The organism is Clostridium sp. HMP27 (genome assembly GCF_000765165.1).
Lineage (GTDB): Bacteria > Bacillota > Clostridia > Clostridiales > Clostridiaceae > Clostridium_AK.
Window position 1 is genome coordinate 41,484 of sequence record NZ_JMFY01000006.1, and the last position, 24,085, is coordinate 65,568.

Below are 24,085 nucleotides of genomic sequence, written 5' to 3' on the forward strand. Positions count from 1 at the left end.
TTTTACTTAATTTGAGGAGGTTATCTTTAATGAAAAAGAGAAACAGAGCACTAGCTAGTGCTACAGTACTTAGCTTAGTATTAACTTCAACAGTTACTGCAACAAATGTACAAGCAGCTGCTGAGGTTACAAGAGTACCAGGAGCTAACAGAGAAACTACAGCAATGGAAGTTGCAAAACAGGTATTTGGAACTGCTGAAACAGTAGTTTTAGTTAATGGATATGGATATGCAGATGCAGTAAGTGCAACACCACTTGCTAAAGCATTAAACGCACCAATATTATTAACTAACAAAGTAGACGTGCCTACAGCTGAATTAAAAGCTACATTAGCTACATTAGGAGCTAAAAACATAGTTATCGTTGGTGGAACTGGAACAGTTACTCCAGCTATGGAAGCAGCTTTAAAAGCTAACTATGGAGTAAAGAGAATAGGTGGAGCTTCAAGATACGAAACTAACGCTGAAGTAGCTAAAGCAGTTTTAGCTAAAACTGGCGCTAAAGCAGGAGTTCTTGTAAGCGCTGAAGGATATGCTGATGCTTTATCAGTAGCATCAATAGCAGCAGCTAAAGGAATGCCAGTATTATTTGGAAACAAAAATGAAGTTCCAGCACCAGTTAAAACTGTAGCTGCAGGACTTGATGTAGTAGCAGTTGGTGGAGCAGGAGTTTTACCAGCATCTGTTTTAAATACAGTTAGCGCTACAAGAGTAGCAGAAGGTGCTAATAGATTTGAAACTAACTTAGCAGTATTAGATCACTTCAAAGCTGATCTTAAATTAGAAAATATATATGTTGCAGCAGGTGGAGCAACTCCTACAGGATTTGCAGATGCATTAGTTGCATCAGCAGCAGCAGCAAAAGCATCAGCACCAGTTGTATTAACTGGAGCAGGAGCTAGCACAACAGCTGTAAGCAATGCTAACAATTACATTGGTGACAACAAGAAAGCAGACACTAAAGTTACTGTAATCGGTGGAACAGGATCAGTTTCACAGGCTATATTCAATGATATAGAAGCTATAATCAATGAAAATGGTGAATTAACTGTTAGCACAGTAAAAGCTGTTAGCAGCACTAAGATTGAAATAAGCGGTAAAAATTTAGCTGAATTAAAAGCTGCTGATGTTACTGTAGCAGATCATACAGTAGATTCATTAACAGTAAATACAGCTGGAACAACAGCAACAGTTGTATTAGAAGATGCATTAGCTGCAGATGAAGAAACAACTGTAAAAGTAAATTCTAAAGAATATAAAGTTACTTTCTCAGTAGAAGCTGATACAGTAGAGGTAAAACAAGCTACTTATGACAATGATACATCTAAACAGTATGTAGCTATTTTAGCAAATGGAAAAGAAACAACTGCGTCTGATCTTATTGCAGCTGGTTATGATGTAGAATTTACAGCTGTAGATAAGAAAACAGGTGGATCTGTTATAGATGACTTCTTTGCAGATGCAACTACTGGTAAGCTAAATAATGATTTAGACAGTGTAATGACAATAGCAAGCAAAGGTACTGATGTTTATATTCAAGTTACCTTAACAAAAGGTGCAGATGTAATCACTTCTAACTTGCAGAAAGTTACAATTAGAAATATAGATTTAGCTGCAAGCTCAATCTCAGGTTATAAATTAAGAAATACTACTGTAACAGGAGAAGAATTCGACCAGAACAGTACAAAATTAGTTGTAGATGATACAGCTTATTTCAAGAATATAAAGGTAATGGTTGATGGTTCTGAAGAAACAGTAACAACAGGTTATACAGTTAAGTCTTCCAATGCTGCAGTTGTATATGTGAATGCAGATCAAGAATTAACAGCTATTGCACCTGGTACAGCAACATTAACTATTACTTATGGAGGCGTTACTAAAACAGTTTCTATAACAGTAGAAAAAGATGAACGTGAATTAGAAAAAATAAAAATTAATAAATTAAACACAGATACAGTAATTACTTCACTTAAAGCTGTTATAAAAGATACTCCAACAGAAGTAAAAATAGTAGCACTTGACCAATACGGTGACCCGATTTCAGTTGATAATGTTCAACCTATAAGTTCAGATACATCAATAGTTACAGTTCCTGATAGTATTGATATTGATGCAGATGTAGATACAGTACTAGGAATAACTGTTGTAGATGAAGGTAGCGCTACTATTACTTTTAAAGATGAAGACGGATATAAAATTGCTAACTCTGTATTAACAGTAAAGACAACAGAAAATGCTGATGCTTCTAAATATGTATTAGACTTATATGAGCCAGTAGATGATGATGCTGCTGATGCTCTTGCTCTTGATGGAGATAGTGGTTTAACTACAGATAATTTCTCTGATGATACAACTATTGATGTTTCAGATGACAATTATATTGTTTATGAATTAAACGGATATACTTCTGAAAATGTAAAGCTAGATCCTCTTACTACTTTAAGTGTAGATGTAGCAGAATCCAAAGCTGGTGTTATAGCTGACTATGCTATCGCTGGTGCTAATAATGATAAGATAGTTGTTAAAGCAGGTAAAGAAGGAACTGCAACAATAAAAGTAACAAATACAGATACTAACGTAATTTATACAAAGAAAATTACAGTTGTTGATAAAGGAACTACTATTAAATCTGTAAGCTTTAAATCAATAGCTGATCCTACTTATGGTAAGACATTTGATTATAAGTCAGCATTAACAACAACTGGTTCAGGTAATGATCCAAAGGTTAGTGGCATTACATTAAGTAAATCAGTGTCTCAACCAATCCGTATACAATTACAGGCTGGAGGCGAATTAGAAGCTGGAACTCTATATATTGACAAGGATGCAGATGGATTATGGAGTGATGGCGATAAGGAAATTGGTAGATTTGTAATTTCAGCAGTAGGAACTATTGGCGGTGAAGAAGTTGACTATTCTGATGTTTATGATTTAGAAGACGGAGTTACAGTAGAATCAGGTGATGATGGTACTATAATATTTAAGGTTGTTGATACAGATGGAAAAGCTGTTGCTTCTAAGTCAGTAGAAGTAGATTTCTAATAAAATCTACTAGACCTTAAAGGTCATAAACGAAGAAACAAATTATAAGTAAAAGAGGGATAATCTGCAGGTTATCCTTCTCCCATGTAAATAAATGAGCGGATTTTACATCTCTATTATCATAAAATGGTTAGATCATATCCCTAACTGAAAAAAATTAATGCATATCTTTTGGCAAGGACACTTAGCGTGTCCTTGTTTCTTTTTGTTCATTAAAAGTAGCCATATTTGTCGCATTAGTTTGTAAAGTAATAACAGTTATCAATTGAGAGGCAGAATGTGTACAACAATTCGTAATTATGGTAAAATAATCTAAGTGGGAGGATGTGATGAGAATGAAAATTAAAGAAAAATTTCAAAGTAAGAATTATATTAATGCACTATTACTTTGTATGTGCTTTGTATTTTTAGTGAATAGTACAACACTGGCAGGAGAATCTAAAAAATTTTCTGAGGGAAATGCAGATACTAATAAAACTCAGTGGACAGTTAAGTTTAAGGGAGAATATTATAAAGGCTCAATAAATAGCAAAACACTATATGTTATACAGGAAAGTACTAATGAGAAGATTTCTTGTACATATTCATATCCAGATGATAGCACTGTAATTATCAAGGCAAAGAAAGACTTGATTGCTGGAGAAAAATATACAGTAGTAGTTACAAATGAAATTAAAAATAAACAAAAAAGCAAAAATATTAAATTAGCTGCAACTAAATCTTTTAATGTTGAGGAAGCTTTGGAGATAAAAGAAATTTATGAGCTTAATGCAATCACTGTAAACAAGGGAGAAAAAGTTGATTTGCCCGAACGAGTAAAGGTAACATATTCAGATGATAGTACAGGATATGTAGATGTAACGTGGGGCTCTGTCAGCACAAGTGCTACTGGAACAAAAACAGTTACAGGTAAAATTAAAAACTCAGATTTAAAGCCTGTAATTAAAGTTAAAGTAGAAAATGACGATGAAAGTAATGATGAAGATATTAAAGAAAAACATATATATGATGTTGATATGGAGTATTATTCATACTTAGGTATTTATAAGGTAAAAGTTAAAACATCATCACAGGTATTTAATGTATATGTAGGCGGCACAAAGCTAGACTATGAAGGCGATGGAGTTTATACGACGACTATAGCGCTTAAAAAAGGAGATATAGCTAAGATAAGTGCCTATGACTATGATAAAACTTTACTTGATACAAAAGATGAAACTATTAAGTAACATAAAGTAAGGAGGAGGTAAAATAATGTTAAAACAAGCGTACAAAAGTATCTCGAGCAAGTTTTTACTTAATCTAGTATTAATAATGTCTTTTGTAATGGTGCAAGCTGTTCTTTTTTCCTCAGAGGCTAAGGCAGCAGTACCCTATACATATACTTTAGCAAGAGAAGATAATAGTAATATCATAAAGATTACATTTGATGAGGGTATATATGTTGATTCAATCAATGATAGTCAAATTGCAAGTAGAGTAAGAATTGCAGCTGCAGGGAATGCTGTACTAATGAGAACACCTAGAATTGTTGAAATGTATGCAGTAAATTCAATAGATAGCAATGAAGTTGAGATTGTTGTAGGTGACTTAGATCCTGATATTATTAATTATGAGATAACTATAGAGCCAGGAGTTATAGAATTTGATAAGTATACACAGCTTTCTAATTTTAAAATTGCATTTTCATCAAGCGAATTTGCTGACGGATTTGAAGATGTTTTTATAAAACGAAGCGCATCTGAGATTAATGATAATATTTTGAGATACAATGCGCCAAGGGATGTAAATGTATTTATTCCTAAAAGATACATAACTAAGATAGAAACAATTCATAAATACAATGGAGTATCAAATTCCACAAAAAGTAATGCGGCTCCTAAACTAACTAATATTGATATACTTACACTTGATGATGTTAAAAAAGTCATAGTGAATATAACGGATTCAAGAGGAAGAGTTATTATGGAAAGTAAAATATTAGAGCCTAGAAGTGACTTTAAAGGATTTACTTTAGGACAAGCTGGCTTGAATATTGAAACTTCAACAACATATAAGGTAAATATTTATGCCTATGATACAAATGGAAAATTAGTAGATAAGAGAACTATAGTCCCTAGAATTGGGGACGATAAGACAAAAGACTTCATTATAAGTGACTATATAACTTCAACATCATCTGGTTCTAAATCCGATAAAAACGTTACTTTATATGATCTTATGAAGGATTTAAAAACCTTAAATTATGCTTTAACAAATTTTAATGAGGAACTTAATTTGATTAAGGTTGCATATTCTAACACACGTGATTACCGTGTGATAAGGAACAGCGGCTCAGCATCTGATATTTTAAATTCTTTAGCTGATGCAATAAATGATGATGACGTTAGATATATTAAGTTTGATAGTGCATTAAATATTACTCTGCCTCAAAATATAACGATATCAAGACCTAATGCCTTTGATAATGACCATGTTCTAATTGAAGGCAATGGAGCTACAATAAATGGTAATATAACCATTGGCGGTGAAAGTAGCGACACCAATACTTATGAATTAAGAAATATGACAATACAGGGAACTTTAACTCGTATCAATCCAAGCAGGTGTATTCTTACAAACGTGCAAGCTACTACAATAAGATAAAATTAGTCAGCACCCCAGGGATCAATCCATTTTATGGAGTGTCCCCTGGGGTGCTGGCATAAGAAGCCAGGGACAAGTGCCCTGGCTTTTATGATTTTAAACTATAAAATTATTTATTCCTAAATCTCTTCAGAAATGTTAAATGAGTTCGTTAATATAATTAAATAATATTTTAAAAATCATGGAGGGGATCGGATGTGAAGAAAAAATTACTTTTAAGTTTAACTATGTTTGCAGCATTGACTTTTTCAACAAGTGTTTTTGCAGCGGAAGAGGTTACTCTAAAGGAAGAAGCGGGAATTACGCCAGATAGTATATTATATCCAATTGATACGTCCTTAGAAAGTTTAGAAGTTAAATTTTCATTAAGTGATGGGGCGAGGATAGAAGAACTAGCAGCCCAAGCACAAGAAAGACTAGGAGAAAGCGAGATAATGTTTGAAGATGGCAATACTAAACTCGCTAGTGAAGCTTTGGGAGCATATAATGACAAAATGGGGGAAGCTGCTGAGGCTCTTGAGACAGTACTAGAAACTACTGAAGCTGAAATTAAAGAAGACTTTGAAAATAGTGAAGCAGTAATACAAGAATCAGGAGAGGTAACAGTTCCAGAGGAACCAAAAGAACTAGAAGAATTAGAACAACTAGAAGAAATAGTACAGGGTGCACAGACAGAGTCTTTAGAGGTTTTAGAAAACCTAGAAGATGAAGCAGGAGAAGACGCGCAAGAGGTTATTTCCGATGTTGTAGAAATGCAGATAACAAAAAGGGAAGCTGTTAAAGCTATGGTTGCACAAAGACATAAACTTAATGCATCAAGAAAGGCTATGAATAAAGCTAAAGTTGCTTTAATAAAAGCCCAAAAGTCAGGTGATGAAACAGCTATTGCAGCAGCTCAAACAGCATTAGAAGAAAGCAAAGCTATTTATGAAACAGATAAAGTAACTATGGTAGAAGTATTTGATAAGAAACAAGCTGCTGTAAAGAGTCAGCCTAAAGAAGTGGTAGATGGTAGTGAGGAAGCAGCAGAAGGAACTGATGGAAGTACAGGAGAACAAGATAAAGTAGATGAAGTAACAGATGAAGAGAAAGCTGAATTAGATAAGCAGGTAGAAGAAGCAGAAGGTAGTGCAGTAAAAGCTTCAATAACAAAAGCTGCAGAGCAACAGATACAATCGCAAGTAACATCAACTAAAGAGGTAAAAAAGGTTAAAGAACCTGTGAATAAAGTAAAGGAAGTAAAGGTTAAAGCTTCAGAAAATAAAAAAGCAAATGTAAATATAGAGGAGAAAAAACAAGACAAGCCTAATAGTTCTCAAGAAAAGAAAGAAGAAAAATCTAAGCCAGAAACTATCCAATCACAAGTAGTTGAAAAAGAAGCTGTATCAGAAGACACTTCAACTAATAAAGGTAACGAGAAGAATAAAAACAGCGAAAAAAGTGAAAAAGGTAAAAGTAAAGGAAAAGATAAATAATTTATAGGGGCCAAACCCCTGGGCAAAAATCCCAGGGGTTTGGCCCTTAACTACATTTGCAGTATGAAGAATGTAGCAATTATTGATGCTCCAACGGATAATACCATATTTCCTTTAAACCAAGATAAAACTCCTCCAAAGACAAGACCTATAAAGGTTGCCACAAGCATGCTGCCATTTAAATCTATAAGTCCTTTAACAATTATAGTGCTTAAAGCAGTATAAGGAATATAAGTTAAAAATCTTCTAAGCAGAGGATTTAACTCTCTATTTGTTAATGTAATTAAAGGTAGCAGTCTAGGTATATATGTAACAGCTGCCATACCTAATATAAGAGGTAAATAACTTTTCATATTGTAGCCTCCTTTGTCTCGTCTTCTATTAATCCTTCATGTGATGATAAATCCTCATCTTTAGATTGCTCTTCGTCTTTAAATATCATAACTCCCAGTGCTGAGGCTAGTATTATAGTAGTGATAATGCTCCAAGCTTCTGGAACAATATTGAAGTGGGAAATTACTACATATATAATACCTGAGAGAATTGATAAAAATACTACATTTAAAGATTTTTTCATTTCAGGAATGAGTATTGATAAAAACATAGCATACAGAGCTACGCCCAGGCTGCTTTGCACAGTTTCGGGTAAAATAGACCCTACTAAATACCCCAGCACAGTGCCGCCTACCCAAGAAGCATATGCCATACCTTCTAATGCAAGTATAAAAGGTAAAGTAAGCTTCTTGTTATTTAAGGATGCTATAGAAAAAGATTCATCTGTAACTCCAAAAGCAATTAAAAATAACCATTTTCTTTTGACTCCCTTAAGGCGCATGGACAAAGCAGCACTCATCATAAAGTGACGTAAATTTAATAAAAATACGGAAAGAATAATGCTTCCTGCGGAAATGCCAGCTTGTATAAGCCCCAATGCTAAAAACTGACTTGACCCAGCGAAGACTACTGAAGAAAATAAAAAGTTGTCTTTAAAAGAGACATTCATGGATTTTGCAAGTAATCCAAATGCCATAGCCACTGGAATATATCCAATAACAATAGGCAGTCCTGAAATAAACCCCTCTTTCAAACTAGTGGAATGTTCACATTCCAAGTTTTGTACTTCCATTTTGAATAAGCCCCCTGTCTATAAATTGGTATGTTAATATTATACAATATCATATAATGATAATAAAGAAAAGGGGTTACCCCAAAGGGGCCAGACCCTTGGGTAGAAATGGGAAAATCGCAACTGAAGGGCCAGACCTCTGGGTGAAAATGTAAATAATAATTTTTGGTGGTGAAAGTTATGGAAAATGAATTGTTGTTAAAAGCAATAGAAGAGTTATTGGATCAAAAGCTGGAGCCCATAAATGTAATACTAGAAGGTATTGAATTAAGGCTTGTGGAAATAGAAGAAAGATTGGATGATATTGAGTCTAGATTAGACGGCGTAGAATCAACGCTAGAAAACATTGAGGAAGACATAGAAAGTTTGACTTAAAGAAAATTTAGAGGTATTATGTAGTATATAATGAATATTTTGTAAATAAAGTTTTGAAAAAAATTATCGATAATAGCCATGATAACCTTAGAAAAAGTGCAAAGCTCTTTTTCAAACTCTAGTTGCTAGTCCTGGGCACTGAAACTTAGGATGTTAAATCCCATAGGAATTGGTGTCTAGTGACTGGTGATTAGCAATTAAGGAAATTATATCACAATTTACTTATAGTGTGATATAATTAGAAAATAACATAAAGTGAAAAACTTAAGATAGAATTATAACGTATATTAAAAGATAGTATAGTTTATGAGGAGGATAATTACCAATGAAGAAGAGAAATTTAAAAACCATTTTAGGAATTACTGTGGCAGGACTTATTATAAGCACTTCCTTTAACTTTTTAGGAGTAAAGGCTGCCAGCGTAGTTAGAGTAGGTGGTAGCAATAGATATTCAACAGCTCAAGATTTAGCTAAGCAAACCTTTGGTACAAGCACTAATGTAATACTTGTAAATGGAGAAGGATTTGCGGATGCAGTTAGTGCAACGCCTCTTGCAAAACAGTTAAATGCTCCGGTGCTTTTAACTGAAGCAAAGACTCTGTCAAGCGGAGTGCTTAGTACTATAAAAACTCTAAAAGCTACAAATGTATACATAGTAGGAGGAACTGGAGTTGTAAGCGATGGAATTAAAGCTGAATTAGAAAAAGAAGGTCTTAAGGTAACTCGTTATGGTACTTCTACAGGATCAAGATATACGACAAATGCCATTGTTGCACAGGAAGTTGTTAAAAAAGCAGGTGTTAAAAAGGCATTTCTTGTAAATGGAGCATTAGGCTATGCAGATGCTTTAAGTGTATCTTCAATTGCTGCAACTATGAATATACCAGTACTTATAACAAGTGCTACTTCAATGGACCCTGAGGTTAAAAAGGTTATAACAGACAATAGTCTTCAGGTAATGGGAGTTGGGGGCAGTGGAGTTTTAGCAGACTCTATTTTAAAAGCTGTAAATGGCACAAGAGAAGCTCAAGGAAAGAATAGATTCGAAACAAATATAAATGTATTAACTAAATATAAATCTACGATGTCTCTTACTAAAATGTATGTAGCAGCTGGGGGAGCAGACTCAAAAGCACAGTTTGCCGATGCATTAGTAGCATCAGCAGCAGCTGCAAAGGATGGATCAATGGTAGTTTTATCAGGACTTGGAGCAGGAAGTGCTGATATAACAAGAGCAAATTCATTCATAGGAAGTACGGTGGCTCAGGATACTCAGGTTAAAATAGTTGGAGGAACAGGAGTTATTACTAAAGCACTTGAAACTCAAATAAATACTGCAGTAGCAGAGGCAACAGGAGATTTAGAGGTAATCTCCATAGAGTAATAAGTATTACTTTTAAATATTTAAAATACAAAGTTTTGGAGGATTAACATGCAGGATAAAAATGCACTTGATATAAAGCTTTCATTAGCACCAGAAGTAGAAACTGTGATGTCTGAAGTACAAAAGGACTACTTAGAAGAAGAAATGGCAGAAACAATTCCACAAATGGAAAAAGGACAAATCAATATTTCAGGAGTTTATGCTTATAAAGATGGAGACAAGCTAGAAGTTAAATTTTATATTGCAAATGGATTTAACCAGGAGATTAGCATTGGGAAAATACCTTTAAAAATTATAAATTCAACAGGTGAAGAAGTTGCATATCAAGTATTTGACCTGAAAGAAATGGGAAAGATTCCACCTTGTTCTGCAAGACCTGGAAAAGTTTACTTCAACAAGGGAAATGTATTTGTTGATGAAATAAAACATGATGATTGGAAACTAGTATTTGATGGAAATATACAAGCTGTAAAGTATGCAGAAATTGAATTTGAAAAGTTTCCTGAAGATATGACGGAAAAAGATAAAAATGCCTTCAATGATTTTTTAACAAAAATCCGTAAGATTGAAAAAGGACAGTTTGCAGCTAATGTATTTACAATGCTTCAATATAAAAATGGAGACATACTTTTAACTTTAGTCTTTAGAAATGGAGCGGATGAAGAAGTTACGCTTGAAAAACTTCCGCTTACATTAGAGGATGAAAATAAAGATGTAATATTTTCGGCAATGTATACATTGGAGGATTTTAAGATAAGCGCGCAGAAAGCAAGGATTCTAAGTGTTGTTGTTAAAAATGACATTTTATTAAAAGATGAATTTGATTTAACAAGGGCAAAGCTTATATTTAGTTTGCGTGATTAGATGATGGTTAGCAGATAATTAAGATTATAGTATATATTAACGGATATTTTTAAATTAAGATGCATCTTGGAATAAGGTGCATCCTTTTTTAGTGCCACTCCCTAAGTAAATCCATTAAATGGATTTACTTAGGGAGTGGTGCCATAAATTAGAAGGAGTATAAATTTATGAAAAAATTTAAGAAGTTTTATATTGAAATTACAAATGTATGTAATCTTGCTTGCAGCTTTTGCCCACAAACCCAGCGTAAATCAGAGTTTATGAGTATAAAAACCTTTCAAAAGATATTAGATCAAATAAGACCCTACACGGATTATATATATCTTCATGTAAAAGGAGAGCCGCTTCTTCACCCTGAGATAGATAAGTTTTTAGATTTAAGTTATGAAAAAGGGCTAAAGGTCAATATAACAACAAATGGAACTTTGATAAATAAAACCAAGGACAAACTTATAACAAAACCTGCACTAAGACAAATTAACTTTTCCCTTCATAGCTTTGATGGAAACGAAGGTGGGAAAGATAAGGATTCTTATATTAATAATATTATCTCATTTACAAAGGAAGCCTTAAATAGTACCAATATGTTAATATCCCTTAGATTATGGAATTTGGATCAAGATAATGTAACTAATCTTCAAAGACAAAGAAATCGGCACATACTGCAGCTAATTGAAAATCAATTTAATCTGCCATATAAAATTGAAGAAAAAATTATTCCAGGAAGAGGAGTTAAAATTGATGACAGGCTATATTTAAATCAAGATTATGAATTTACATGGCCAAGCTTAGATGAAGATGAAGATACTGGCAGTGGATTTTGTCATGGGCTTAGAAATCAAGTAGCTGTGCTTGTAGATGGAACTGTAGTTCCATGCTGTCTTGATGGAGAAGCGGTAATTAATCTTGGCAATATAAACAGCACTGATTTTTCTGAAATAATAGAAGGGGAGCGAGCGAGCAACCTTTTTGATGGATTCTCAAGAGGAAAAGTAGTAGAAGAATTATGCAGAAAGTGCGGATATAGAAAGAGGTTTAGTTAAATGTCTACCCCTGGGGTAGATCTATTTTATGGGTTTACCTCAGGGGTGGCCGCCAGAAAATGGATAAGAGAGGGACGGGTAATGGCAAGTAGCAAAAATATTAAAAGAGTTTTATCTATAATACTCATTTTTCTATGTATGATTTTTAATTCAAACACAATTTATGCGGCAGAGACCATAAGGGATTTAACGAACTATAAAATATTAGAAACTCAATATGATGTGCCGCTTCAAAAGGCTTGGACGGTAAAAGTTACATATCCTTTAGATGGGATTTCAGTAAATAGTACCAATATAGAGCTTGTAAGTAAATCTACCAAGGAAGCTATACCTTTAACTTTTGAATATAGTACAAATGATAAGTTTTTTAAGGTTACTCCAGATTATACAAAGATTAAGTATGGAGAAACCTACACATTATACATTTATGATTTGAAAACTAATAAAGGTACAGCTTTAAATACTCCAGCTAAGATGGATTTTGTGGTAGAAAATCCTCCAGGTGCTGTCCGAAATGTCTTTAGTACAATAGATCAGGCAACCTATGAGCTTACATATGATATTAGGTTTAAATATAACTCCATTTCCACTGTAAATAATGACTATAGGGTGGCAATTAATTTAGGGAAAATTAATGGAACCTTCCAAAAGTATATAAGTTCGAGGTCTACAGATTTTAAGTTAAAGGAAGATGATACAAGAATAACTTCATTGGCCTCAGGTACTGTTAAGGGTGGAGTGCAAAAATCCTTTAAAGTATCGAAAACCTACACTGTAAATAATATAAAATCCACAGTGGATTTATCAAGGACCAAGGGTGACTACTCAAAAATAACAAGTGATATAAGTTACTATTTAAAGCCAACCTATCATGTGGAAAGTAATGAAAAGGAAATCACAAATTTGGCAAACAGTCTCTTTAAAGGGGTGACAAATCCTTATTTAAAGGCAAAGAAGGCCTTTGATTATGTGGTTTTAAATATGAAATATGATCTAAATAGCCCTTATTCTAATCAAGGGGCATTATCTGCTGTTAGAACTAAGGTAGGAGTGTGCGAAGATTATGCGGCACTTATGACAGCGCTTTTAAGAGCAGGAAACGTGCCGGCTAGAGTAAATACAGGATTTTGTTTTTATGACAGTGAGCTTAAAGCAGCAAATAATGATGGGAATTACTTTAGACATGCCTGGGTGGAATTTTATCTTCCAGAATACGGATGGATTCCAGCAGATCCAACCCATGAATACACAAGGGATGGGGTAAAGTATGTAGACTATGATTTCTTTACAAGATTTCCACAGGGAAGACGATATCTTAAAATTCAAGAAAGCATAGAAAAATATGATGATGACAGCATGGTGCTTCAAACCTTCTCAAAATATTCACCTGAATTTAATATAGATGCAAGAATCGTTAAAAAATAGGGAAGGGTTAACAACTATTTGAGCAAGGCAAAGAGTTGTTAACCCTTTTAAGATTTCATTGTCTTAACAAAGATATCTACTATTTCTGGATCAAACTGGGTACCTTTATGAGAACATATTTCCTGAAGAGCATCTTTTTCAGACATAAGCTCTCGGTATACTCTTTTTACTGTCATGGCAGAAAAGGCATCTGCAATTTGAAGTATTTTTGCTTCAATGGGGGTATCTTGTCCTTTTATTTCAAAAGGGTAGCCCTTGCCATCATATCTTGCATGATGATATTTTATTGAATTTATTACTACATCGGATAGCTGAAACCTCTCAAGTATATTTAGTCCATCCACTACATGTCCTTTTATTAAATTGTACTCTTCATTTGTAAGGGGACTCTTTTTTCGCAAAATATCATTTGGAATCAAAATTTTTCCTATATCATGGAACCAACCAGCCAAGTATATTTGGTCAATAGTATCACTTGGAAGGTCTAAGGCCGTTGCAAGGGTTACAGCATAATAAACAACATATTGTGAATGCACATAGCTATACATATCCTTTTCTGCCAGTGTGATGAGAAGACTTTTATACTTATCTTGAATTAGATTAGTGGAGTTTAGGTTTACTGAAGAACCACGACTTTTTTGTTTATTATAGTACATATTCATATCTGCTAAATGCAAAAGTTCCTGAAGCCTTACAACAGAACCATTTTCTGCATAAGACATTCCGATGGAACAAGAAATAGTAATAGGGCTTAGAGCAGGATCGCACTTAAAATGCTTACTTGCCAGAGATTGGTTTAGTTTTAAAAACATATCATGAGCTTCATCCTTGGCTAAGTTCTCAACCAGTGCTACATACTCATCACCGCCAAGTCGTCCTACAATTCCTTGAACATCCATTAACTCTTCGTCAAGAGTTCTCCCCATCTGGATTAAAACATTATTTCCAATGAGATGTCCATAGGTATCGTTAAGATGTTTAAAATTGTCTATATCTATAATAAAGATAGTGATGCTGGAGTGTCTATTATACATCTTTTCTCCCAAATTAATAAGATAACTTAAGTTTGGAAGACCTGTTAGAGAATCGATAATACTGAGCTCCTTATATTTGTCGCGTTCTTTAACAAGTTGTCTTATCAGAAAGCCAATTGTTGTAAAAAGTATAGAACATAAAACAAGGGCAGGCATAATTTTATATATCATTATATCTAAAAATGGTCGCAGGCTTTGTGATGACTCAAAATATTTATATCTAAAAAATAATAGACTAAGCACTACGCTAGCAAGGTTTGGGAATATTATACTTGGAACGATATAAACATAAATAATTGGCACATAAAATATGATTGAAGCATAATTTGTAAAGCTTATGCCGAACAAAACCACTTGGGTGACTAAAACTATAAGGGAAATTACACATAAAATATATTTAAAAGTGATTTCTTCAATATATATTGCTGTGATTAATGCAAAAGCAAAGACTAAAGAACATATAAGTGAAGGAAACACTACTTCAGATAAAAGTCCGGTGGCCAAAGAAAGCGTAAAAATAAATAAAGAAAATATGAAGGTAGCAGGAAACTTTTTTAAGTTTTCTAGCACAAACATCACCTCAATTTAATATATGAAAAAGTTACATTGGGGGTGAAAGAAAAAAATGTCAGTACCCCTGGGGTACTGACATTTTATGGGTCTGCCCCAGGGGCGCAACATTGGGGAGATTAAATTTTAGTAAAGTCTTTTATTATGGTAAGAAGTTGAATATAATAGATAATGTATTTAAAAAGGAGTGATAACATGGATTTTTATTCGTTGCTGTTAATTGCACTAGCATTATCACTAGATGCCTTTGGGGTAACACTTTGTGTAGGACTTAATAGAGGGGCAAACGTAAAATATAAGATGCTCTGTGTAATATCTTCGGCATTTTTTCAATTTTTATTTGCACTAATTGGAGCTTATGCAGGATTTTTATTTAATACATATATAGCGTCAATTCCTGAAATACTAGGTGGAATCATAATTGGTATAGTGGGAGTTTTAATGCTAAAAGAAGGTATGGAGGAAAAGGAAGAGTGTGCACTATTAAGACCGGGGACTGCAATAGTTCTTGGAATCTCCGTAAGTATAGATGCCATGGTAGTAGGTTTTACTGCCCTTCATGAAATACAAGGTATTGCAGCAATATTTGAAAGCACATTACTTGTGGGAGTTGTAACCTTAATTATGTGTCTTTTAGCTCTTGCTATAGCAAAGTATTTGAGTAAAATAGAAATTATAAGTAAATATGCAGATTATATAGGCGGAATAATACTTATATTATTTGGACTTAAGATGATTTTTTTATAAAGGAAACCAAGGACTTATGGCGAAAATATAACTGCCATAGATGATGTTCCATAAATTTACACGCTACAACTTTAGGTGATTAATTATTGAAGCAGTTATTTGTGATATAATTGTATTTACAAAATGTAATTATAATGTGGTACATGAGTGCATAGCTGATATAACAAAGAATAGTGAATAAATGCTAGTAAGTATCCAGCTTTTATTATGATTAATTTGTTGGGAAACACGCTAATTGGAATATAAGCTATAAAAAACTGATATAAAGAATTTTACATAAAGCTCGATAATAAAAAGTAATAACCATAATTTTACTTGCTTTATTTCCTAAATCCTTGGAAATATGTAAATATTGTAGTATAATAGTTTAAGAATGAGATGATTTGGAACCATCAGACAAAGTTCAATGTTAAATTATATTTTTCAATAATTAACCAAATGTAATTTAATGAAATAATTTATAATTTTAAGGGGAGGTTTTTTTACATGAAGAAAACAACAAGCAAAGCTTTAGCTAGTGCTGCACTTACTGCACTTATTGCAGGAATCATTCCAGCACACCAAGTATCCGCAGCTAATGCAGAATTCCAAAGACTATCTGGTAAGGATAGATATTTAACAGCTGTAGAAGTTTCTAAAGCTGGATGGGTAGAGGGATCAGAATATGCAGTAGTTGCAAATGGAGAAGCATATGCAGACGCATTATCTGCAGGACCTTTTGCAAAGAAAAACAATGCTCCAATACTTTTAACTAGCTCAAAAGGAATATCAAATGAAACTATAAGCGAACTTAAAAGATTAAAAGTTAAAAAGGTATATGTTATTGGTGAAACTGGTGTTATGCCAAATAGCATACTAGAAGCAATTAAAAAGAATGTTACAACTGACGTAGAAAGAATAGGTGGATTAGATAGATATGCTACTTCCGCAAAAATAGCAGAAAAGCTTGGAACAGTTTCTGAAGCTATGCTTGCTTCAGGAGAAGGTTATGCAGATGCATTATCTGCAGTACCAGCAGCAGCAGTAAAGGGAATACCTGTACTTTTAACTAAGGCAGGAGAACTTCCAAAGGCAACTTCTGACTACATAAAGGCAAAAGGAATAAAGAAAACTTTTGTAGTTGGTGGAACAGCTTCCGTAAGTGATAAAGTTAAGGGGCAAGTTCCTGATGCTATAAGACTTGGTGGAAAAAACAGATGGGAAACTAACTCTGAAATAGTAAAAAACTTTGCACTTGACTTTAACTTTGATCAAGCATACTTTGCATTAGCAAATGGTGTTACAGGAAAAGAATTTGCAGATGCATTAACAGCTTCAGCTATAGCTGCTAGAGGTGGATATCCTGTAATAATATCAAATAATGCAGCAGATGTTGCTACAAAATCACTTTTAGAAGAGAAATTATCTCCAACAGCTAAATTAACAGCTATTGGTGGAACAGCTAATTTATCTGACTCATTAATAAACTCATACAAGGTAAAGGGACAAACTATAGAAGCTTCTAAAGATGTAACTGGAAATGCTGTAGTTTCCAAAGAAAGTGTAAAATTAAGTGACATGAAAGTTACAGGAAATCTTTATTTAGAAGGAAATAATGCAGAACTTTACAATGTAAAAGTTGATGGTACTTTATTTATAAATCCAGGAGCACAAGGAAATGCAAAATTAAATGGAGTTACTGCAAAGAAAATAGTAGTTCTTTCTGGAGCAAAGGAAAGTATACATTTTGATAATGTAACTACTGACACATTATTTATTTCAAGTAAGAACCAAGTGAGAATAGTTAATGAAGGAACTTCTAACATTAAAAATATAGAAATATTCTCTTCAGCAATATTAGATGCTAAAAATACACTTGGATCAACAGTTGTAGTACTTGATAACTTATATGTAAAAGATGTAGAATTTTTAGGAAACTATACAGGAACTATCTCCTTAAAGGGTGATGATAAAATAAGACTTTACGGAGAAATGGGAATTGTAGAAGTTCACGGTGCAGTTCAGCTAAGAACAGAAGCAGGTACTAAGGTTCTTATAAAGATAAAGACTGATAAGGCTAAAAATTCATCTAAAATAGATGTTCCAGCTGGAACTGAAGTTAAGGTTGAAGGAGCAAATCCAGACAACGTAACTGGAGAGGGAGCTTCAGATGCAGTAAAACCAGGAGATAGCACACCAGGCGGTGGCGGCGGTGGAACAGTAACTACTGACCCGCTAAAAGAAAAAATTGGTAAGGCTATACTTGCATATAATGCATTTGTAGATCAACACCCAGGTGAAGTATCAGAGTATCCAGAAGTACAATATAGCAGTAGAGTTATGACTGTTACTATAGACAAAGCTAAGAAGGAACAGAAACTTTCAACAACATTTAATGCTAAAAAAGAAATGATAACAGCAACTAGATTAGAAAAGTTAAATGACCTTATGGGTAACGTTGATATTAAAGTTGGAAATAAGACATTAATGCAATATGTAGCTTCAAAACAAGCTTCTGAAAAATATATGAATCAAGATGGTTCAGTAAACTACAACGCTATAGCTGCTAGAATTGCAGAAGATGAATTTGATTTCAATGATGCAGTTAAGGTAGCAGAAAGATTGATAACAAATAAGCTTGACGTAACAGCACCAGCTGTGACAGTTGATGGACTAACATTACAAAGCATTGAAAGAGGAAACGTAAAAGTAAACTTTGAAAATGCTAAGGGTAGTGATTTAAAAGCAGGCTTGGATGCAATGTTTGGAACTGACTATGAAGGAATGACTTATGGTGATTTTGAAGACAGTTACAAATTAACAGTAAAAGATGCTAAAGGAAAAGCTATAACTTATACATTGAAAGTTAACTTTAACTAAGTAATTAAAAATAAGCTCGGGTGATAATCTCACCTGAGTTATTTTTTAGTTTATGATAATGATTAATTCCACTAATAACATCAATTACCTTAATAAAATTCGACAAATTGTACTAAAAATTATGATAAATATAATGTATAATGTAAATAGTTAAATTTAAAGGTTAATTTAAATTTAATTAAATAAAATTTTCGATTATCGATAAATTAAAGATGGTAAGTTGAAAATTCATAATTCATAATTAAGGGTGGATAAAGTAATGGTGAAAACATTAAGAAAGTTTTTTTTGACTTTGATAATAATAGCCCTATTGGTTATAGGCTTTGTAGCTCTTGCTTTTAATAAACAAGGGTATACCATAAACAACTCTTCAGCAGAAGGTGTTATAAATAAAATAACCGTTGCTGAGAAAGAAGAAAAAGCAATAGCTTTAACAAAAGATGAAATAAACTCATTGTTTTCAATGGTTTATAAAAATCCTAAACAAAAGGGAGATGTGATTATAAAAACTCCTCAAGTTGATTTAGAAGAAGACAAGGTAATAGCAAAGATACCTGTGACTTATAAATCCATGGAAGTGGTTTTGTGGACAAAGGGAAGTGTCTCCCAAAATGGAGAACATATAATATATTCGCCAGATAGCTTTAAAGTAGGAAAGCTTACAGTGCCAAAGGCAGTGGTTATAAGTAAGTTGAAATCTAAGCTCAAAGATGAAAATATAATTATAGAGGATTATAATATATTAGTAAATAAAAAGGCATTTCCATTTTTTGTAGCTGATATAAATGTGGGAAATAATACAATGAATATAAAAATTAGCAAAATTTCCCCGAGTTTGTTGTTTGATGGAGGGAAAAGTGCTAAAATTGAACTGGACAAATTAAAGGATGAATTAAATTCATTAAAAGAAAAAGGGTTAACAGCAGAGCAAAATCAAAAGATACAAGAAGTTATAGACAAAATAAATAAAAATATAAACTCTAATTCCCGGGAAATATTGCAGAATATTGTAAAGGATATAGATAATATATCGAAAAGTATAAAAGATGGAAATAAAAAGCAGCAAGTTGAAAAGGTGAAAGAAGAGGCAAGTAAAAAGCAAGAGGAAATAAATAAAAATCAAGCACAAGCTAAAGCGTCACTTGCCAGATTATCGGGACAGCTATCAGCAGCACAGTCAGCTGTAAGTTCGCCCGTAGGAAAGCAAGCTATAGGCATAATGGTTTCAACAGCAGGTAAAATGGCTTCAAATCCATACTATAATTATGGAGGAGATGCAGCAGCTGCAAGAGGCTTATATAATAAGCTAACTCCGCAGGAAAAGGCTCAGGTAAAGAATGCTATATTTTCAAATGTAGATATGAATAATGTAAGTCAAATAAGACAGCTTCTAGGAATGTAACAATATCAGAGATAATTAACAAAAAATAATTAATAATTATAGTAGAAATTTTGTAAAACAAAGTTTCCTCATAAATTATTATCTATAATTAATGGGAGGGTTATGATGAACAACAAAAAAATATCTTTAGCATTGGCACTAGCACTATTACTAGCACCGATGACAGCAAAGGCTGCAGAAGATGCAGAAAGCTTTCAAAGGTTAAGTGGTAACAACAGATATGCAACTGCAAAGGCAATTTCAAGTTATGGGTGGACAAGTTCAAATTATGTAATAATAGCTCAAGGAGAAAACTTTCCAGATGCCCTTTGCGCAGTACCACTTGCAAAAAAATACAATGCACCAATACTTTTAACGTCAAAAGATACTTTAGTCAAGGAAGCAGAAGAAGAGCTAACAAGGTTAAGCCCTGAAAATATAATAATTGTAGGGGGAGAAGGTTCCATATCTACAAAGGTTGAAAAATATATAAAAGATACATTTAAAAGTGCAGCATTAGAAAGAATTGGTGGGAAAGATAGATTTGAAACTTCAACTAAAATTGCAGAAAAGCTGGATTTTAAAGGAGAAGTAGCATTAACTTCCTCAGTAAGTTATGCAGATGCACTTTCCATGGCGCCAATAGCTGCAGTTAAAGAAATGCCAATACTTTTAACTCCTAAGGATAATCTGTCAAGCTATACATCAAATTATCTAAAAGGAAAGACAGTAAATAAAGCTTACATAATAGGTGGAACTGGAGTTGTAAGTGAAACCTTAAAAAATAACATTGGAAACTCCCATAGAATATATGGTGAAAATAGATTTGCAACTAACGTGGCAATTTTAAAGGAATTTAGCAGTGAATTAAGCAGCGCAAATGTATTTGCTGCCCTAGGAAACGGACCAAAGGGTAATGAATTTGCAGATGCATTATCTGGAGCTGCACTAGCTGCAAAGATGAATGCACCTATGATACTCACAGATAAAGCATTACCTAAGGAAATAAAAAGTTATATCGCTTCTGATCTTACAAAGGAAGCAAAATTATTTGCTCTAGGCGGAGAAGCTGTGGTTTCAAACAGTGTCATAAATGAAATAAAGGCAAATAAAGGACAAGGTACAGAAGTTGAAAATCCAGAAGTACCTGTAGAACCAGAAGTGCCTGTAGATCCTGAAGTTCCAGGAGGCGGTGGCGGAGTAGTAGTTCCGTCTGATCCAGTGGAAGTTCAATCTGTTAATTTAAAAACTGATGATGGAACTAAGGTACCTACCTCTATAAATGGCGACAAGGTTATCGTAGATTTGCCAGATGGCTTCAATGGTAAGATTACTCAGATAATAGTATCAGCATCAAAGGATATAAAGAGTGCAAAGGTTGCAGGAACAGAAGTAGATGCAGCTACAATAAAAAGACTCTATGGGGATGATAGAAAAAACATGGATTTAATAGTATATCTAAGAGATCAGGGGTTAGATACAGAGGGAGATGGATTATCAGCCTCAAGCATTATGATGCTTAATAATAGCTCCATAACAATAAGGGATGATAATGGTAGCAGTGTAACCTATAGATTATCAATTAAATAATTAACAAGCCGGATTTTTGCCGGCTTAGTTTTTAAGGAGGAATAAAGTTAATGGAAGAGGAAATAACCCTAGATCTTCGGGATTTATTTATAATGCTTAGAAAAAGAGTTAAATTAATAGTAGCTATAACTATTGCATGCACATTACTTTCAGCAATATTAAGTTTTTTTATAATAAAACCTACCTTTGAAGCGAGGACAAGTATAATAGTAGGAAAGCCTCAAACAACTGAATCAAAGCTTGATAACAATGACGTTGCAATGTATCAAAAGCTTATAAAGACCTATGCTGTAATTGCAAAGTCTGAAAGAGTTGCTCAAAATGCATCAGCTAAATTAGGTGATAGATATACAGTAAAAGAGATTCAAGAAATGGTAAATGTAACACCACAGCAGGATACACAAATCCTTGAAATAAAAGCGGAAAACAAGGATTCTAAGGAAGCAGCAGCGGTAATCGATGCTATAACTTCAGCCTTTGTAGAAGAAGCCAAGGTATCATTTCCAACAGGAGGAACCATTGAAATACTAGATAGAGCAAAGGTGCCAGAAGACCCAATAAAGCCTAAGAAGGCTCTCAATGTAGCTATAGCTTTTTTCTTAGGACTTATGGTGTCTGTTGGACTTTCCTTTGTGCTTGAGTATATGGACAAGACTATAAAGACAGAGGAAGATGTTGAAAGATATTTAGGTATGCCTGTTATAGGAATTATTCCAAAATATGAAGAAGAAGTGCAAAAGAATTATTCAGCTGCGTCTGTAGGAAAAGTTATATCAAAGCAAGTAGAAGGTTAAAAGAGGTGAGATTCTATGTTTGATATACATAGCCACATAGTACATGGTATAGATGATGGAGCAAAGACATTAGAGGAATCCTTAAAGATGGTAGGTATTGCAGAAGAAGAGGGATTTGATTATATTGTTGCAACTCCTCATTATGCTAGGGGATATTATGAAAATTCATATGAAAGCATAAAGAAAAAGGTAAAGGAATTAAATGTTATTATACAGGAAAACCGTATGAATATAAAAGTACTCCATGGGCAAGAAGTGTACTTAGATGATTGCACTTTAAAGGATTATAAAAACGGGCTTTTAGGGTGCATTGGAGATACAAGTTATATGCTTGTAGAATTTCCTATGGATAAGTTACCTAAAAATGCCCTAGATATTTTATATGAGTTAAGAGTTAGAGGGGTTAATCCAATTATAGCTCATCCTGAAAGATATAAGTATTTTATAGAAAAACCATCATTGATAAATAGCTTTTTAGAAGAGGAATATCTTTTTCAAATAAATGCAGTGAGTTTAAAGGGGTTATTTGGAAAAGCGGTTAAAGATACTGCAGTGACATTCATAGAGCATGGAATAGTAAATTTCATAGGATCAGACTGCCATACCCTAAATAAAAGATGTCCAGGTATAGTAAATGGAATCAAAATAATAAATGAAATCTCACCAAGAATTGTAGAAGATATAGAACAAAATTGTAAATGTTTATTAGAAGATAAACCAATAGAAATTAATTATAGGTTTATAAGAGAGAGAAAGAGTATTTTTAGCTTTTTTAAAGGAAAATCGCTTTTTAATGCAAATTAAATGAGTTGTACGACTTAAAATTAAATGGAGTGAAGAAGATGAAAGTTTCAGAACTTATTACAATAAGAAAACCACTGTCACCTATTTCAGAATCATATAGAACACTTAGAACCAACATAAAGTTTTCATCTGTAGATAAGGAAATAAGGGTTATAGTTGTTACAAGTTCGGGCCCTGGAGAAGGAAAATCTACTACGGCATCAAATCTTGCAGCAGTTATGGCTCAAGCAGGTAATAAAACTGTAATTATAGATTGTGATCAAAGAAAACCAAGGCTTCATAAAGTATTTGGACTGTCTAATGAAAGAGGTATATCTGACATTTTAGCAAAGGAAATAAAATTTGATGATGCAGTTCAAAGTACTGAACAAGAAAATTTAGATATCATAACATCAGGAACAAAGCCACCAAACCCTGCAGAACTCTTAGCTTCAGCAACGATGAAAGAGTTCTTAGAATCTTTAAAAGAAAAATATGATACTATAATAATAGATACCCCTCCTATAGTTGCGGTAACAGATGCTCAGCTATTGTCGAGACATGCAGATGGCTGTATACTTGTAATAGCATCACAGCAGGCAGATAGAGACGCAGCTATAAAAGCAAAGGAGCTATTAGAAAAGGTAGATGCTAATATGCTTGGAGTAGTATTAAATAAAGTAGACACAACTCATAAGGGATATTATGGAGCTTACTATAGCTATTATGCAGAAGAAGATGGCAGTGATAAAAATAAATAAGCGGCATATAGGAAATTCTGCAGGAGTTATTAAGTGAATCTTGCAGAATTTCTATTTATCCTCTTATCTTGTAGAAAACTGTCGCAAAATTTTTTTAAACATTTAACTTTACGTTACTTTAGCGAGATAACTATTTAATAACATGAATATTTTAAATATATTTTAATAAGGAGAAGGTTTTCAAAAG

Annotated in this window: 19 protein-coding genes; 16 read left to right on the forward strand and 3 right to left on the reverse strand. The window is 33.4% G+C overall.

Annotated features, from left to right (window positions below; translation table 11 throughout):
* The first annotated feature begins 29 nt into the window (after positions 1 to 29).
* The 4 genes from DP68_RS19150 to DP68_RS03515 all read left to right on the forward strand — a co-directional run bounded on the left by DP68_RS19150 (position 30) and on the right by DP68_RS03515 (position 7,162).
* Complete coding sequence (locus DP68_RS19150; protein WP_081957074.1) at positions 30 to 3,041, forward strand: cell wall-binding repeat-containing protein; 3,012 nt, start codon at positions 30 to 32, stop codon at positions 3,039 to 3,041.
* 335 nt (positions 3,042 to 3,376) lie between these two features.
* Positions 3,377 to 4,270, forward strand: a complete 894-nt coding sequence (locus DP68_RS03505) for an Ig-like domain-containing protein (protein ID WP_035306185.1) — start codon at positions 3,377 to 3,379, stop codon at positions 4,268 to 4,270.
* A gap of 25 nt (positions 4,271 to 4,295) precedes the next feature.
* Positions 4,296 to 5,687: a hypothetical protein gene (locus tag DP68_RS03510; protein ID WP_035306187.1), complete on the forward strand. Its 1,392-nt coding sequence runs from the start codon at positions 4,296 to 4,298 to the stop codon at positions 5,685 to 5,687.
* Between the two features lie 197 nt (positions 5,688 to 5,884).
* Positions 5,885 to 7,162 carry a DUF5667 domain-containing protein gene (locus DP68_RS03515; RefSeq protein WP_035306189.1) on the forward strand — a complete coding sequence of 426 codons (1,278 nt, stop codon included), beginning with the start codon at positions 5,885 to 5,887 and terminating at the stop codon, positions 7,160 to 7,162.
* Positions 7,163 to 7,212: 50 nt separating this feature from the next.
* Here the strand turns inward: DP68_RS03515 and DP68_RS03520 are convergent, their stop codons facing one another.
* Both DP68_RS03520 and DP68_RS03525 read right to left on the reverse strand, forming a co-directional pair.
* Positions 7,213 to 7,515: an AzlD domain-containing protein gene (locus DP68_RS03520; RefSeq protein WP_035306192.1), complete on the reverse strand. Its 303-nt coding sequence runs from the start codon at positions 7,513 to 7,515 to the stop codon at positions 7,213 to 7,215.
* On the reverse strand, positions 7,512 to 8,288 hold the full coding sequence (locus DP68_RS03525) for an AzlC family ABC transporter permease (RefSeq protein ID WP_052085621.1): 777 nt from the start codon (positions 8,286 to 8,288) through the stop codon (positions 7,512 to 7,514). Before DP68_RS03525 ends, DP68_RS03520 begins: the two co-directional genes overlap by 4 nt.
* Before the next feature lie 180 nt (positions 8,289 to 8,468).
* On the opposite strand from DP68_RS03525, the gene DP68_RS03530 reads away from it, so the two are divergent.
* From DP68_RS03530 to DP68_RS03550, 5 genes are all read left to right on the forward strand, one after another.
* Positions 8,469 to 8,663: a hypothetical protein gene (locus DP68_RS03530; protein ID WP_035306195.1), complete on the forward strand. Its 195-nt coding sequence runs from the start codon at positions 8,469 to 8,471 to the stop codon at positions 8,661 to 8,663.
* Positions 8,664 to 8,988: 325 nt separating this feature from the next.
* Positions 8,989 to 10,047, forward strand: a complete 1,059-nt coding sequence (locus DP68_RS03535; protein ID WP_035306197.1) for a cell wall-binding repeat-containing protein — start codon at positions 8,989 to 8,991, stop codon at positions 10,045 to 10,047.
* A 48-nt stretch (positions 10,048 to 10,095) separates the two neighbouring features.
* The gene (locus DP68_RS03540; protein ID WP_052085622.1) at positions 10,096 to 10,911 is read left to right on the forward strand and encodes an SLAP domain-containing protein; all 816 of its coding nucleotides are present in this window, start codon (positions 10,096 to 10,098) and stop codon (positions 10,909 to 10,911) included.
* Between the two features lie 167 nt (positions 10,912 to 11,078).
* Positions 11,079 to 11,954: a radical SAM/SPASM domain-containing protein gene (locus tag DP68_RS03545; protein ID WP_035306204.1), complete on the forward strand. Its 876-nt coding sequence runs from the start codon at positions 11,079 to 11,081 to the stop codon at positions 11,952 to 11,954.
* 81 nt (positions 11,955 to 12,035) lie between these two features.
* A complete protein-coding gene (locus tag DP68_RS03550; protein ID WP_291547052.1) occupies positions 12,036 to 13,379 on the forward strand; it encodes a transglutaminase-like domain-containing protein in 1,344 nt (447 codons plus the stop codon).
* Positions 13,380 to 13,426: 47 nt separating this feature from the next.
* Here the strand turns inward: DP68_RS03550 and DP68_RS03555 are convergent, their stop codons facing one another.
* Positions 13,427 to 14,983, reverse strand: coding sequence for an HD domain-containing phosphohydrolase (locus tag DP68_RS03555; RefSeq protein ID WP_052085623.1), 1,557 nt, complete (start codon positions 14,981 to 14,983; stop codon positions 13,427 to 13,429).
* Between the two features lie 195 nt (positions 14,984 to 15,178).
* On the opposite strand from DP68_RS03555, the gene DP68_RS03560 reads away from it, so the two are divergent.
* From DP68_RS03560 to DP68_RS03590, 7 genes are all read left to right on the forward strand, one after another.
* Complete coding sequence (locus tag DP68_RS03560; RefSeq protein ID WP_035306209.1) at positions 15,179 to 15,730, forward strand: manganese efflux pump; 552 nt, start codon at positions 15,179 to 15,181, stop codon at positions 15,728 to 15,730.
* A 486-nt stretch (positions 15,731 to 16,216) separates the two neighbouring features.
* Complete coding sequence (locus tag DP68_RS18815) at positions 16,217 to 18,589, forward strand: cell wall-binding repeat-containing protein (protein WP_052085624.1); 2,373 nt, start codon at positions 16,217 to 16,219, stop codon at positions 18,587 to 18,589.
* Between the two features lie 259 nt (positions 18,590 to 18,848).
* Positions 18,849 to 19,991, forward strand: coding sequence for a hypothetical protein (locus DP68_RS03570; RefSeq protein WP_035306214.1), 1,143 nt, complete (start codon positions 18,849 to 18,851; stop codon positions 19,989 to 19,991).
* A gap of 105 nt (positions 19,992 to 20,096) precedes the next feature.
* Positions 20,097 to 21,560: a cell wall-binding repeat-containing protein gene (locus tag DP68_RS03575; RefSeq protein ID WP_052085625.1), complete on the forward strand. Its 1,464-nt coding sequence runs from the start codon at positions 20,097 to 20,099 to the stop codon at positions 21,558 to 21,560.
* A 50-nt stretch (positions 21,561 to 21,610) separates the two neighbouring features.
* Entirely contained in the window at positions 21,611 to 22,354 is a 744-nt protein-coding gene (locus DP68_RS03580) for a Wzz/FepE/Etk N-terminal domain-containing protein (RefSeq protein ID WP_081957078.1), read from the forward strand.
* A gap of 15 nt (positions 22,355 to 22,369) precedes the next feature.
* On the forward strand, positions 22,370 to 23,158 hold the full coding sequence (locus DP68_RS03585) for a CpsB/CapC family capsule biosynthesis tyrosine phosphatase (protein WP_035306216.1): 789 nt from the start codon (positions 22,370 to 22,372) through the stop codon (positions 23,156 to 23,158).
* A gap of 38 nt (positions 23,159 to 23,196) precedes the next feature.
* On the forward strand, positions 23,197 to 23,898 hold the full coding sequence (locus DP68_RS03590; protein ID WP_035306219.1) for a CpsD/CapB family tyrosine-protein kinase: 702 nt from the start codon (positions 23,197 to 23,199) through the stop codon (positions 23,896 to 23,898).
* The last annotated feature ends 187 nt before the right edge of the window (positions 23,899 to 24,085 follow it).